Annotated in this window: 9 protein-coding genes and 1 pseudogene; 6 read left to right on the top strand and 4 right to left on the bottom strand. The window is 57.3% G+C overall.

Annotated elements, in window-relative coordinates; all coding sequences use genetic code 11:
• On the top strand, positions 1-674 hold a 674-nt coding region (locus ABNU97_RS14735; RefSeq protein WP_348767447.1), incomplete at its 5' end, for a glutamate dehydrogenase.
• A gap of 258 nt (positions 675-932) precedes the next feature.
• On the top strand, positions 933-2,285 hold the full coding sequence (locus ABNU97_RS14740) for an NAD(P)/FAD-dependent oxidoreductase (RefSeq protein WP_348767448.1): 1,353 nt from the start codon (positions 933-935) through the stop codon (positions 2,283-2,285).
• Between the two features lie 229 nt (positions 2,286-2,514).
• Here the strand turns inward: ABNU97_RS14740 and ABNU97_RS14745 are convergent, their stop codons facing one another.
• Complete coding sequence (locus tag ABNU97_RS14745; protein WP_209064285.1) at positions 2,515-4,461, bottom strand: c-type cytochrome; 1,947 nt, start codon at positions 4,459-4,461, stop codon at positions 2,515-2,517.
• 17 nt (positions 4,462-4,478) lie between these two features.
• Complete coding sequence (locus tag ABNU97_RS14750; protein ID WP_209064283.1) at positions 4,479-5,789, bottom strand: molybdopterin-dependent oxidoreductase; 1,311 nt, start codon at positions 5,787-5,789, stop codon at positions 4,479-4,481.
• A gap of 248 nt (positions 5,790-6,037) precedes the next feature.
• On the opposite strand from ABNU97_RS14750, the gene ABNU97_RS14755 reads away from it, so the two are divergent.
• Complete coding sequence (locus ABNU97_RS14755; protein ID WP_293622743.1) at positions 6,038-6,787, top strand: IS5 family transposase; 750 nt, start codon at positions 6,038-6,040, stop codon at positions 6,785-6,787.
• A 430-nt stretch (positions 6,788-7,217) separates the two neighbouring features.
• On the opposite strand, the gene ABNU97_RS14760 is transcribed toward ABNU97_RS14755, so the two are convergent.
• Positions 7,218-8,345 carry a tyrosine-type recombinase/integrase gene (locus tag ABNU97_RS14760; protein WP_006911896.1) on the bottom strand — a complete coding sequence of 376 codons (1,128 nt, stop codon included), beginning with the start codon at positions 8,343-8,345 and terminating at the stop codon, positions 7,218-7,220.
• A 218-nt stretch (positions 8,346-8,563) separates the two neighbouring features.
• On the opposite strand from ABNU97_RS14760, the gene ABNU97_RS14765 reads away from it, so the two are divergent.
• The 3 genes and pseudogenes from ABNU97_RS14765 to ABNU97_RS14775 form a co-directional block, all read left to right on the top strand.
• The gene (locus tag ABNU97_RS14765; RefSeq protein WP_006911897.1) at positions 8,564-9,046 is read left to right on the top strand and encodes a hypothetical protein; all 483 of its coding nucleotides are present in this window, start codon (positions 8,564-8,566) and stop codon (positions 9,044-9,046) included.
• Entirely contained in the window at positions 9,043-12,009 is a 2,967-nt protein-coding gene (locus tag ABNU97_RS14770) for an N-6 DNA methylase (RefSeq protein ID WP_348767449.1), read from the top strand. Before ABNU97_RS14765 ends, ABNU97_RS14770 begins: the two co-directional genes overlap by 4 nt.
• Before the next feature lie 840 nt (positions 12,010-12,849).
• A pseudogene (locus tag ABNU97_RS14775) lies at positions 12,850-12,990 on the top strand (transposase); the annotation flags it as partial.
• 224 nt (positions 12,991-13,214) lie between these two features.
• Here ABNU97_RS14775 and cueR read toward each other — a convergent pair.
• Positions 13,215-13,688, bottom strand: a complete 474-nt coding sequence (gene cueR / locus ABNU97_RS14780; RefSeq protein ID WP_348767450.1) for a Cu(I)-responsive transcriptional regulator — start codon at positions 13,686-13,688, stop codon at positions 13,215-13,217.
• Positions 13,689-14,210: the final 522 nt, after the last annotated feature.

Raw genomic sequence — 14,210 nt, forward strand, 5'->3', positions numbered from 1 at the left:
AAGAACTCCGTGTGGCGGTCCAGGGTTTCGGCAATGCCGGTTATCACTTCGCCCGGCTGGCACGCGAGCGCGGCTATCGGATCGTCGCGCTGTCGGATTCTCAGGGCGCCATCCACGCCGCTGACGGACTCAATCCAGACCCGATCTGGCGCCATAAGCACAAGAATCGGGAGCTCAAGGGCATGGTTTACTGTGATGAATCGGTCTGTCAGGAAGCCGACTTCGAGCAACTGACTAACGAAGAGCTGCTGGCGATGGATGTCGATGTACTGGTACTCGCTGCACTGGAGGACGCCGTCACCGAGCAAAATGCTGCGACCGTGAACGCCGCCACGATCCTGGAAATCGCCAACGGGCCCGTCAGTAATGCGGCCGATGCTCAATTAGCCAAACGCGGCGTCGAGGTGCTACCGGATGTATTGGTCAATGCCGGCGGTGTGATCGTCAGCCATCTGGAATGGGTGCAGAACCGCATGGGTGATACCTGGTCCGAAGACGAAGTCAATCGGCGCCTCACCGAACGCCTGGCCCGCGAGGCCGGCGCCTGTTTCGACCGGATGGAGGGAAACAACATAACGCTGCGGACCGCGGCCTATACGCAAGCCATCGGCCGCATCGCCGAGGCCATGGCACAACAAGGTACTCAGGGCTATTTCAACGATCACCGAGGATAAGCGGTAAAGCCGTGTTCCATCATGAGGCGATCATCCGGCTTAGGATCTTCACGGGCATCCGGCGTGTAGTGATACTTGCCGAAGCAGTTGCATGACGTCGCGACCAGCACGACACTCGTTGGCAACGGGGGGAAGTAACTGCATTGAGTGTCGTAGTGGACAGGCATCGAAAATTTTCAAGAGCCCGCACGACATCGGATTAGACAAGATGCGCGTTTAGTCATTCCCCCCCCCGTCTTCCTATACAAGGTCAGCAATATGAATCAATCATTCGATCTCATCGTCATCGGCGTCGGCATGGCGGCGGTCAGCGCGGCCCACAAATGCGCCGCCGCGGGTTGGTCCGTGGCGGTCGTGGATGAATTGCCCTACGGCGGCACCTGCGCCTTGCGCGGCTGCGATCCCAAGAAGATTCTGCGACGTGGCGCGGAGATTATCGATGCCGCGCAATTGATGCAGGGTAAAGGCATCGAAGCGCATGGCTTGAAAATAAACTGGTCCGATCTGGTTGCACACAAGCGTAGTTTTACCGACAAGATGCCGGATACCATCGAGAATGGGCTCGAGAAGAACGGCATCACGACGCTTCATGGGCCCGCCCGGTTCGTGGCTGATAATACAATCGAGATCGAGGGTGCACGCTTCCAAAGCCGCTACTTCCTGGTCGCGACCGGCGCCATACCACGCCCCATCGACATTCCCGGCGGTGAGTACCTGATCGACAACGCCCAGTTCATGGCGCTCGAAGCGCTACCGGCACAGCTGCTGTTCGTAGGCGGCGGCTATATTTCCTTCGAATTCGCGCATATGGCGGTGCGGGCAGGCAGCCAGGTCACGATCATCGATCGCGGCGACCAACCCCTCAAAGCGTTCGACCCTGATCTGGTGGAACAACTGGTGGCACGTAGTGTCGCGGCAGGCATCGATTTCCAACCCGCCACGACACTGAAATCGATTGAGGAAACCGCCGATGGCTTCGTGGTTGTCGGCGAGCAGAATGGCAGTGTGAAGCAATGGACCGTGGGCCGAGTCGTGCATGGCGCCGGTCGCGCGCCGGCCATCGACGCGCTCGATCTACCGGCGGCGGACATCGATGCGGGGCGGCACGGCGTGGTGGTCAACGAATATCTGCAAAGCGTTTCCAACCCGGCGGTCTATGCCGCGGGTGACGCGGCCGATACGATCGGCCCACCGCTGACGCCAGTCGCTGTTTTCGAGGGTAAAGTCGCCACCTCCAACATGCTCAAGGGCAACCATACAACCCCGGACTATCGCGGCGTGCCCAGTGTGGTGTTCACCATCCCGGCACTGGGGCGCGTGGGCATGCTTGAATCAGAGGCCAGGGACGCAGGCCATGATGTACGCGTTAAGTTCACCGATACCAGCGGCTGGTTTTCCAACCTGCGTATCGGCGAACAACATGCGGCGGTCAAGATTGTGGTCGACAACACGAGCGATGAAATCCTGGGCGCGCATTTGTTTGGTCCCGAGTATGCAGAACTGATCAATATTTTCGCGCTCGCGATCAAGCTACGCCTGAAGGTTTCGGATCTGAAAACGATGGTGCCCGCCTATCCGACAGTGGGTTCGGACTTGGGCTCTATGCTTTGAATCTGGCGGCGTTAAAAAAAAATGTTTGATCCTGCGTGAAGAACGTCAGACGCGAGGCTTAGCGTACGATTTTTTCCGTTTCGTGAGTTGGCCCCAATAGGATGCTACCACCACCGAGCACTTCAAAGTTTTCCACTAAGCTACCGTCGAGGCCGGTACTTCAAGAACATACCGGCATTTCCTTCGCACGCGCTATACAGACTCAATTAACTAATATCGGTTGGCCGTTTCATGAATTGCCAGCAACCGCGAGCCAAAATGGAAACTCGCCGTCGGTCCCGATATCCCTCACGACACTGTGTTTCGCAAGATCAATGACCGCTACCTTGTTTTCGCCGGTAACGCCGACATAAAGCCAACGTCCGTCGGCGCTCGCGCGCACGCCATGTGGGCCTTGACCGACGTCGATAGTTGCAACCTTTTCGTAAGTCTGGGCATTGATAAGAACGACGCTACGGCCGCCGATAGCATCGGTGGCCACTAGACGACCACCGGGCACGACATCGATACCGCCGTGGCTTGGGCCGATATCGATCCGTGCCAGCACTTCGGCACTAGCGATGTTGACTACCGCCACATGCCCGATGAAGTCGCGTACCCAAAGGCGCTTGCCGTCGGCCGACAAATCAAGATTATGCGGCTGAGCCATGCCGGCGACCGGTATCTCACCGGTCTTTTGCAGGCTCTCCATGTCGATCGTGGCAATCGCGCCGCCACCTTGTAACGTGACGTATGCCGTCGAGCCATCGGCGGAGAATTTTGCATTGTGTGGTGTTTTTCCGACCTTGATCTTTTTGATCAACTTTCCGGCTTTGAGATCAAATACCGCAGCGATCCCGGCGCCTGGAACGATAGCGAGGCCACGCGTTCCGTCAGGCGAAATTTTAACGCCCTGAGTCGGCTGACCAAGGTCGAAAGTCACTCGCTTACGGCCAGTCGCAGTATCCAGAAGATAAACCGCACCGGTATCTATATTGCCGACCAGCAACTCGCGGCCATTCGGGCCAATGGCATCGTAATGTGCGCTGCCTATATCCGACCATCGCCTGTCTGTCCCCAAACCCTGGACCGCGCTGCTGTTTTGCAACGTCGCGTACACCGGCTCGGGCACGGCCGTGGTAAGCGAGACTTGCGCCTGTGAAGGCTTGCTTGGCGCCTGCTTGTGAGACGTTGTCGATTCAGCGCTACCGGCGCCATCCAACCCAAGCTCGCTGCGCGCGTTGTGTACATCCTTTCCAGAGAGCTTTGTCTTGCGTGCCGTGGCGATCTCGGCGGCGTCATAAGCCTTGAATCCGGACGGCAGTGACTCGTTATTGTCCCAGGCCGTCAACACATAGTTAAGCACCTTCGCGATGTCGGCATCGTCGAGCGCAGCACCCCAAGCCGGCATCTGTCCGTTGTAGGTCTTGCCCTCGATCGTGATCCGCCCGTTCAGCCCGAACAGCAGCACATGGGCCAGGTAGTCGCGTCCGCCGTCGGCCGCCAGCAGCGCGGGCGTGTGTCCGGCCTGGGGCGGAAAGGCACCCGGAATACCGGCGCCGTTGGCCTGGTGGCAGGCCGCGCAGTTCTGCGCGTAGATCTTGGCGCCCTGCGAGTCGCTGTCAGCCGGGGCCACGGCCGCATCTGCCGCATTTGTCTTCGATTTGTCGGCGCCATTGGGCTTGGAGTCGCCGGCCGAATCACCACCTTGCGTGTCGTCGCTATAGGTGTTGTTGCCGATCGTCTCCGGCGTGTAGTGCGCCTGCAGATAATCGATGATCTCGGGCCCCGCCTCGCTCGGGATATATTGCTTGGCGCCGAAGGTGTTGAGCATTTTGTGCACCGTTTCGGCCCATTTTTCACTCGGTAACGGCGGCTGCATGCTGATATAGGTGGTGTTGTGGCACACCGAGCAGTAGGCCTGGACCTTCTGCTTGCCTGCCCCGTCGGCGAGCGCCGGCACATAGGTTGGCCAGGCGCCGTTGATGCCGTAGCTGGAGCCGGTATCGAAGCCTTGCGGCTGCGGCTGGTCGACCTCGCCAAGACGGCCGGTCTCGTACTGGCCCTCGCTGACATAGTCCGGCGCGTTGAGATTGGCACCGGCTTCATCGGATTCGTAGGCCCAGGCGGCCGAGGCAAGCCCGACCAGCGCTACAGCCAGTCCCAGGCCCGCGAAGAAATCGCGTTTTGTCATCATGATGTTTCTCCCCTTGTTTAAACGGCCGGTCCGACGGTCAGCGTCTGGGTTTCGATCTTGTTCCAGAGATAACCGCCGGGATTCCACAACCCGTGATCCGGCTGCACATGGCCGGCGGCGTCGGTCGCGCGCACGGCGAGCTCGTATTCGCCGGGCTTGTCGGGCGTGAATACGGCATGCCACTCGCGGAAGCTGTAGGGGCCGTGGTCCGTGCCGAGTGTGGCGGCCTGCCAGTGCTTGCCGCCGTCGGTGGAAAACTCCACTTGGGTGACCGGCCCGGTGCCGGAAAACGCCACGCCGCGTGCGGTCACTGGCAGGCCGGCCACGGCCTTGGTGGCGCCGTCGGGTGTGGCGATAAACGAACGCACCGGCAGCTCAGCCACGCCGATCGGCACCATGTTGACCTCGCCCTTGGCCACCGCCTCCGGCGTGGTCGCGCCATCTTCGGTATCCGGAATCTTGTAGGCCTTGGCCATCCAGAAATTGGTGTCCTCGTGGTCGAGCACACGGATCCAGGTCACGTGCTTGACCCAGTAGGTGGCGAACTTGCCGGGAAACACCATGCGCACCGGAAAGCCGTTGAGCATGGGCAGCGGCGCGTCGTTCATGGCATAGGCCACGATCGCCTTGTCCAACACCGGATCATCGATATTCCAGGACTTCAAAAAGGCATGCGAGCCGTAGCCGGCCGGGCCCTTGCCGAAATCCAGCCCCTGGAACTGGATCTGTACTGCTTTGTCGGTGATGCCGGCGGCGTCCAACAGATCGCGCAGACGCACACCGGTCCATTTGGCGTTGGCCATGGCGCCGTTGCCCCATTGGCCACCGCCCACGCGCGGCGTGAAATAGCTGCGACTGTTGCCCGAGCACTGCAGCACGGCCGCCACGTCGTGCGGCTCGTATTGGCCGAGCAGATCCGCGAGCGACAGCGACATGGACTTGTCGACCTGGCCGGAAATCTCCAGCCGCCATTTGGCGAGATCCACATGATTGGGTTCGCCCGGCAGGTGATAACGCACGAACATAGCGTCGTTGGGCGTAAACGCCCGGTCGAAATAGGCACGCGGGGTCTCGATCTGCACCGGCCGGTCGGTCAGCCGCAGCAGCGGGCGCTTCTGCGGATAAGCCACGTAGGGGCCGATCGAATTCCAGTGCGGGTTCGCCTGCGGGCCGATATAGGCCGGCATGGCTTCGCCGGTCTGGCTCGACACGGCCGCCGAAGCGCGACCCGGTCCCAGCCCGATGGCTGCAGCGCCGAGCACGCCCCAACCCGCGCCACGCAATAGCGCACGGCGCTGCAAGTCGGTTGTATTGTGATCGTCTTTCATGATTTTCCTCCCTTTTATATTGCTCGTAGCCTTGCCGGCTTCTGTTTGCGCCGACGGCACATCCGCGTCCCAATGAAGCCGCCTACGTTCCACGCCGGTTCGCTGCGTTACCAGCGTCGATGTCCGGTTCTTGTCATCGCCAATCCATATTCTCACTAGGGCGTGTTGCCGTTTCGCGCTAAGTTATTGATTGTAGGAAAGGCAGGCTCGTATTGTGGTGTTACCAGCAACACAACGACGAGCCTGCGATGGCCCGACAAATACTCACAGATGAGCATTGGTCCAAGCTCAAACGTATTTTGCTTGCCGAATCGATCTACGACAAATCGGATTTACGTCTGACGGTTGAAGGCATGCTCTACCGAATGCGTACAGGTTGCCCTTGGCGCGACCTGCCCGAGGTCTTTGGCGCTTGGAACGCGGTCTACAAACGCTTCCGCGCCTGGTCTCAGAGCGGGAAGTGGCGGCGGATTGCCAACGCGCTGATCACCGACCCTGATCTGGAATGGGCATTTATCGACGGCACCTATGCCAAAGCCCATCAACACAGCGCGGGGGCGGTCGGTCCGGACCCGCAAGCCATTGGCAAAAGCCGAGCGGGTCTGACGACCAAGCTGCATCTGGCGGTCGATGCCTATGGCTTACCGGTCGAGTTCAGAATCACCGGCGGTCAGGTCCATGACAGCGTCGTGGCGCCGGTACTGATCGCCCAATTGACGGATGCACAGGCGATCGTCGGAGATAAGGGATATGACAGCTTGCGCATCCGAGAGCAGATCGAGGCCCAAGACAGTCAATGCGTGATTCCGAGAAAGCGCAACTCGGTTCAGGGCAACGATTATTTGGACCGAGGCGCGTATCGTGATCGGCATCTCGTAGAAAACGCGTTTGCTCGATTAAAACAATACCGAGCGCTGGCTTGCCGCTTCGATAAACTGAAAAAACACTACGAAGGCGTGGTCGCCATCGCCTGCGTGCTCCTATGGCTACCCATGTGAAACGGCAACACGCCCTAAAGCCTGATCTTATCTTTCTGGCTTTTTAGGCCCCGCGCCGACCACAAACGTGCTCGTGGGCTGGGCCTGCCTCTGTCTTTAAGCATTGGTCATACCACTGCGTTAGGCATGATGTAATACGTCACATATATGATCGCGATCGCAATCTATGCACCATAACCCGAATTATGGCGCGTAGAGGGGTGCTGCTAAGGATGCGGCGGGTGGTGGTCGTCTCTGAGGCGAAATTGGACAGACAACTAAAGTTGCTCAATTCACACAACTAAAAGTGCGGAATTTGGTAGCAATACTGCTCAATTTTTGTTCCATCGGCCGTGACTGCACTTCGCTGGACGTTATGTTGGTAATCGTCGCTCGGTAGCGCGATACATGTGGCCTACCAGTAACGCTGCGATTTCGCGCAGCCGCGCGGTCAATCGAATGAACTATCCTCGGCATCCGATAGACGATGTCGTTCCATCGCCTTCGACCAGTCGGCGTCATCCGCGTGCAGGTAGAGGCCCGTGGTCTCGAGCTTTGCGTGGCGCGCGCTCTTGTTTAGAAACCGCAGCTCGATCGCCCGGTCCGCCTGATGAGTAATGGCGGTATGCCGTAGCCAGTGCGTGGTGGCCTGATCGAGTTTCGCAGCTTGTGCGCTGTTGGTCTGGGCCAAGCGCAACGCTGCATTACGGCACGTCTTTTTGACAACGCGATACACCATGTCGGCGCTGATGCCGCGGTCTCCTTTCAAGTTCAATACCAGTGGTGTTTGTTCGCCGAACGCCGGCGTCGCGCTCAAGCCGTTGAATTCGCGATAGCGTGCGAGTGCCGTCATCGTATCTGTATTCGCCGGAATTCGTGCGGAAACACCACCCTTGCCGCGGACATGCCACCACCAGTGACCGCGTCGCACTTCGAACGCGCCCATGGTGCTGTTGGCAAACTCGCTAACTCGGGCCCCCAGCAGGTAAAGCATTGAAAAGATATACCGGGTACGCGCCCGCCGCGCGGCCTGCGTTGTCGTACGCGTCGGCATCGCCTCGATATACGCCAACACGTGTCGCCATAAGTCGGCCTCCAGGAAACGTTCCACCTGTGTCTTCGATGAGCGGCTCTTTTTTAACCGGTGCGCATCTCCCCGGGCCAGCGCGAGTGGATTGCCGGACAAGTAACTCGCCGCCACCAGATAGGAAAACATGGCATTGAGGATTGTGAGCGCCTGCGCCTGGCTGTTGGGTTGCAACGGACCACGAAACGGTCGCCAGTCGGCGCTGGTTCGCGCCGCGCGGCCGCCGCACCACGTCGCCGCCGGCGTCGGTTGCGCGAGAAACGCTTGATAAGCGCGCAGGTCTTCGCGCGTGAGATCCGATACCGCGCACTGGCGCTGATGGGCTGACCACAGCACGAGCCGCTCAGCCTCTTTGCGATAGCTGCGAAACGTCGCCGGCGTATCGGCGAACTCGGCCAGCCAGACGGCTATTGCTTCGAGGTCGTTGACCGCCGCAATCTGGACACGATCAAGCGACGCCCGGTTGCGCCCGTACTCGCCGGCCAAATGCATCGGTACCGACCAGCTCCGATTGTGTTCCGCAGGCGCTAAAACCCTGTGTCAAACATCGTGCCAACCGCCCTATTTCACGCTTTTAGACATTCGTGATTATAGGCGTAATCACGAACGGTGTCGCAAGTTTACGAGCATGGGTAGCGCTCGGTTTCCGCGGTTGCAGGAACACGCAATAGGTGAAATACTTACGAGGTTTCTCGTTGCTAACAACGCGAATGAAAGAAGTCACTGCCATCCAATTTACGCAAGATCAGATGCGCACCCTCACTGGCGTATCAGCCGAAACTATGCGTCATTGGAGAAAGACGATCCCTTACCTATCTTCAAAGACGGGAAAGGCAGCTCGCTTTAGCTTTACCGATCTAGTTGCGCTCGCGGTTACGAGCGAGTTGGTGAATTCGTTTGGTATTCAGATAGCTAAAATGAACGCTGGAGTAAATTCGCTGTTCGTGTTGCTGGGTAGTCAGGGTGTTGGTTCGATAAATGGCATGGTTGCCTTCATTACTCCGACGGAAGTGACGTTAAGTGACGTAGACTCATTCGATCCCAGCCCCAGCCGGACACCGAAAACCCCAACGATCGCGATCCCATTAGCGCCTCACGCCAAGAAAATTCAGCAACAAGTACTACCTATCGTAATTCCTGCCCAGCAGACTGAGTTGCCATTTGCGCTCCAAGCCGTACGGAGCAAGCCTTGAGTGCTACAACTCTCGAAGAAGTTTTGGCCGGTACTGGATACTTCCCTGATGGCGAGCCGGTAGCGGCATTGCAGCTCGGCGCAGATGCGCGAAATTTCCGCCGTGGTCGCGTATTCATGCCCGATGCCCTGTGGCGCAGCCCTTCTTCACTCACCGTCTATTTCAAGTTCGAGCAATCTCCGCCAAGTGACGACTTAGTAAGTCAGTGGCGACGCGAGGTTTGGAACGAAGGATTCGCCCCGCTACTCTGGGTTATCTCTCCCGAGCGCGTTGACTTGTATAACGGTTTCAGCGCGCCTGTAGAGGAAGGAGATGCACAGAGGCATTTAATTCGCAGCTTTGAGAATATCGACGCATCGTTGTGTGCGCTCGACGCGTTCGCTGGCCGACTTGCCATTGAGACAGGCCAATTCTGGGCTCAAGCACCGACGATCAATCGCAAATCCAGTGTTGATCAGAAACTCTTGTCGGATTTGTTATTTCTCGAACGTAATCTAATTGCCAGCAATCTCGCACAAGGCACGGCTCAAGCTATCATTGGGCGCGTTATTTTCACTCAGTATCTGATCGACCGCGAAATTGTTAGCGTACCGCGCTTAAAAAAGTTGTGTGGGCATACTTCCCTACCGTCTATTTTGCGTGATCCCATAGCCACGGGACAGCTTTTTTCTTGGCTCGCGCACACTTTCAACGGCGACATGTTCCCGCAGTCGTCCGTGGCGACAATGCCAGCACAGCATCACTTAGTGCGCGTTGCTGAATTCCTCGAAGCCGTCGACCCAGAAAGTGGTCAGCGGAGTTTGTTTCCCTATCAGTTTGATGTGATTCCAGTCGAGCTCATCAGCTCCATCTACGAACAATTCGCCCATTCCGATCCAAGTGCCAGAACCAGCGGTGCGACAGACGCTGTAAAGAACGGTGTTCATTACACTCGTTTGTCTGTAGTGTCGCTCGTCCTCGATGAGGTGATGAATGGATTGACAGGTAGGGAGACTGTCCTTGATTTGACCTGTGGTTCAGGTGTCTTTCTTGTGGAAGCGTTGCGTCGCCTAGTTTACTTACGTGCCGATGGTCGGCCGTTAACACGCACGCTAATCCGTTCGACACTCTACAAACAGGTTTACGGCGTTGATCTTAGCGAAGCCGCTGTTCGCGTAGCGGCCTTTAGCCTTTATCTAGCAGCTCTAGAACTTGATCCGGACCCACAACCTCCCCTTGCGTTGAGATTCAAGCCTTTGATCGGCAGGACTTTGCTAATTGGAGACGCTCGGACTGTAGAACAAAGCGAACACGGCAAACCAATCCTGACTTCGCCAGCCGGCCTGAAACAGTTCGACCTTATTGTTGGCAATCCACCTTGGAGTTTCAAGGGCCGTATCGGGACCGAAGCGCGACGCAAGACACGTAAAGCTAATATCCCCGCCCAACCGCGTGGCGAAGGCCTGGATTTCGTTGTCCGCGCGATGGAATTTTCACATGAAAACACGCGGTTTGGCGTAATTCTCAGTGCCATGCCATTTTTCAGTCGAAGCGGCACTGGCATAGCGGCAGCTCAGCACGTAATGCGGGCGCTTGCCCCCATTACGCTCGTCAATCTCTCAAGTCTTTGTGAATGGCTTTTTGCGACCGCCACTATGCCAGCGGTTGTGCTGTTAGCACGGCATCGTCCGGAGCAGCGCCCGGATTGTGTCACTGTCGTGCAAATTCCATGGACGCCAAGCGGCTCCAGAACGCATTCGTTCGAGGTGGCTCCAAGCGATGTGATTCAACTTTCGATGCGTGAGATTGAAGCGCAGCCTATTAAATTGAAGGCAGCTTCAGTCGGGCGCAGGCGAGATATCGCATTGGTCGATTCACTGACTTCGTCTTATGCGAACTTAGGTACTCAATTCGCGAAATTGAATACCGAAATGAATGTTGGTCTGATTCGCGGACTAGAGGTCAATCAAACGCGGGATGCAAGTCGACTGAAAGGCTTAGGGCTACTTCAAACCCAAAACATTAAACCTTTTCATATACCGGATGACCTGCCATTGTTCAATCTGTCCAAAGCCGAACGGCCGCGGTCACGTGACATTTACCGGGCCCCCATTCTGATTGTTAAAGAAACGCTCAGCGCAGGAGCTCGGCCCTTAGTAGCTGTAGCAGATCGTGATTTAGTATTCACTAATGCGTATTTTGGCGCCAGACTACCTGCTGCCGCCCGTCAGTCAGCGCATTTGCTGGCTACTATTTTGAGTTCATCGTTTGCGGCTTGGTTTTTCCTGATGGCTGGTTCGGAGTTCGGTATTTGGAAAAGACGTTTGCTGCAAAACGATATCGCGCTCTTACCTGTTCCAGAATTAGCGCCCGCATGCGATTCAGATGCGGGCAAACGACTGCTGAAAATCGAGAGGACGTTGCAGCGTAGGACCGCGACACTCGAAGACTTCACAGCTCTCGACGAAGCCGTTTTTGAGCTCTACGACCTCGACGAGGCCGACCGCGTAGTGATCCGTGATGGTTTGTTTCGTGCAAGCTGGCAATGGCGAGCCGGGCGGGAGTTTTCAGTTTGCCAGGCGAATGTGCATGAAGAGGTATGTAGGTACACCGAAGTTTTTCTTGGCGTCATGGATGGATGGCTATCCGCACGAAATGAGCGCCACATGCGTGCCGAAATTTTTGATCTACCGTCACGTTCACCGCTACGGGTTGTGCGCTTTGTTCTAGAAAAACGCCGTGGCGACGCGAATATCGAATTCCTACCTGTTTTCGAAGAACTGGGTGGCGTTCTTGCTCGGATTGGCGAGCGAATGAAAGTGAAAATTGCTACGGCGCTCAGTGCCGAGCGAGAGTTACGGGTCCATGGACGCGACGAAGTCGTTATTATCAAACCCGCGGCCCGCCGCTATTGGATGGGCATTTCTGCATTGGAGGATGCCGATGCGGTGGTCGCGGAAAGCATTAAGGGGGCGCGCGCTTGAGGATTCCATACGAAGCCCCGGCTCCCTTAGGTAAGGAGCCTATTGAACTCGCGCCGGAAATCGCTTCAGCAATATTACTTACACTAGCTGCAGGATGGCGAAGGGCTCAAGCGTTCAGCGATGTCAGCCCGCTAGCCGGCGAAGTACTAATGACCGAACGCTTGCGTGATGGCATGCGCAGCGCACTGAAGTCCCAGAAGTATCCTTGGCGAAAGACTTTAATCGTATTACCTGGAACAGAGTCTCGGTCCAGTAAACAGGTACGCATACCCGACGGTCGTACCGATATACCGCTTATGCTGATTGAGGTTTTTTTAAGGACTGAAGAGCATGACCCGCATGCGATTATCGAATGCAAGCGTATAGCCGCGTCGGATACAGACTTGTGTAGACAGTACGTTGTCGAAGGTATGGACAGATTTGCGACTGGCAAATACGCAATTAACCACGCAATCGGTTTTATGGTCGGCTACGTCCTCGCCGGCACCGCAGACGAGTCGGCGGACGGCATCAACGCATACTTATCTCGTAAAAGCAGAAAAACGGACTCGCTAGTATCGGCGGATATGAGTGTCGAGGCAAAGAGTTGGATAAGTCGACATCGACGCCCAATACCTTCTAAGCCGATTCAACTACATCATGCACTTTTAACATTTGCAGGCGGAGAAAATTGAACTAGCAAACACCAGCTAACGGGACACTTAATGGCTCCGACCACCCCCAACCATCGCCATTCACGTGCAGCACAAGCACCCGCCAACTGAGCTGGACCCCGGAATTCGGACAGAGCGTTAAGTGATGATCTGCCCCACAATGGCCGAACACGGCCAAGGAGTATTTATGCGACGCAAACGCCGCAATCACTCATCGATCTTCAAGGCCAAGGTAGCGCTGGCCGCCGTTTAGGGCGATCGCACGCTCGCCGAACTGGCTCAGGAATTCGATGTCCATCCGAACCAGATCACACAGTGGAAGCGCCAGCTGCTCGAAGGGCAACCGAGACGTTCGACAAGGGGTCAACGAGTTCGGATAGCCAAGCGCAGATCGACGCGCTGCATGCCAAAATCGGCGAACTGTCGATGGAGAACGTTTTTTGGAGCGTGGGCTCGCGCGCTTCGACCCGAAGCGCGGCGGGCCATGATCGATCATCAACGCAAGAAATACAGTGCCGAGTTGAAGGCGCAACCCCGGCTATGACGGTGTCGTCAAACGCTCGGATTGGTGCCCGTTACACTGGTGTTAGCGCGCGCGCGTCGGCGACTTGATCTCTTCGGCGAATCTGGCGGCTGTTGCCCCTCAGATAGACCTTCAATGATGGGACAATCCGGCCGATGATCGCCGCGGCAATGTTCAGCGAGATGCTGCAACGTCTCCCGCATAGAATTCAGCGCTTCGATCTTGTTTTCGAGTTCCGTAATGTGCTCTAGGGCCACAGCCTTGACGTTGGCGCTGCTGCGACTACGGTCCCGCCAGAGCGATACTAGCCCGTGCATCTGCTTGACGGAAAAACCCAGGCCTCGCGCCCGCTGGATAAACTTCAGGGTCTGGATGTCGCCATCGGCATAGACGCGATAGCCAGATTCGGTACGGGCCACGGGCGGGATCAGGTCCACCCGCTCGTAGTAGCGGATCATCTTCGCGGATAGTCCGGATGCTTCGGCGGCTTGTCCTATGTTCATGATCGCCTCCTATCTCGGATATGGCTCGTCCGGTCAGGCTTCGACAGCTGACCAGTTTCCGCGGTGGGAAACACGTCAGTGTGCAGTTTGTTGGCCCCAAACCATGTCGGCTCAGCAGGCCCTGCGCCAGCATCATCCATGGCGGGCTGCCCGGCGACATAGGCTTTCTAACCGTCGAGATCGGCCGAACCCTGGGCGATGGACATCCGTTACCAAGCCGGTACGCCGCCCGCGAGGTCTTGCGTCTCGGACAGCGCCCGCGTGACTCCACGTTAGCACGGCTTAGGTTACGCTCGGCATACGCGATGTCACGCTCTGCAAACCACGTTTTCAGAGCGTGACAGTCAGGACAGTTCGGGACCGTGTAGACGGTCACGGCGGGTGACGATCCAGCGGATGGACGGAGCATAATGGCCACCTCCTCGTTCGGCCGCGGCTACCGGGCAGCCGCGGTCGTGGTGGCGGGGCTTTGCGATGCCGGGGCTTCCTCGAACCCCATGGGCGGCGCGAACCGACGTAGGC

This window comes from uncultured Salinisphaera sp. (genome assembly GCF_964012375.1).
Lineage (GTDB): Bacteria > Pseudomonadota > Gammaproteobacteria > Nevskiales > Salinisphaeraceae > Salinisphaera.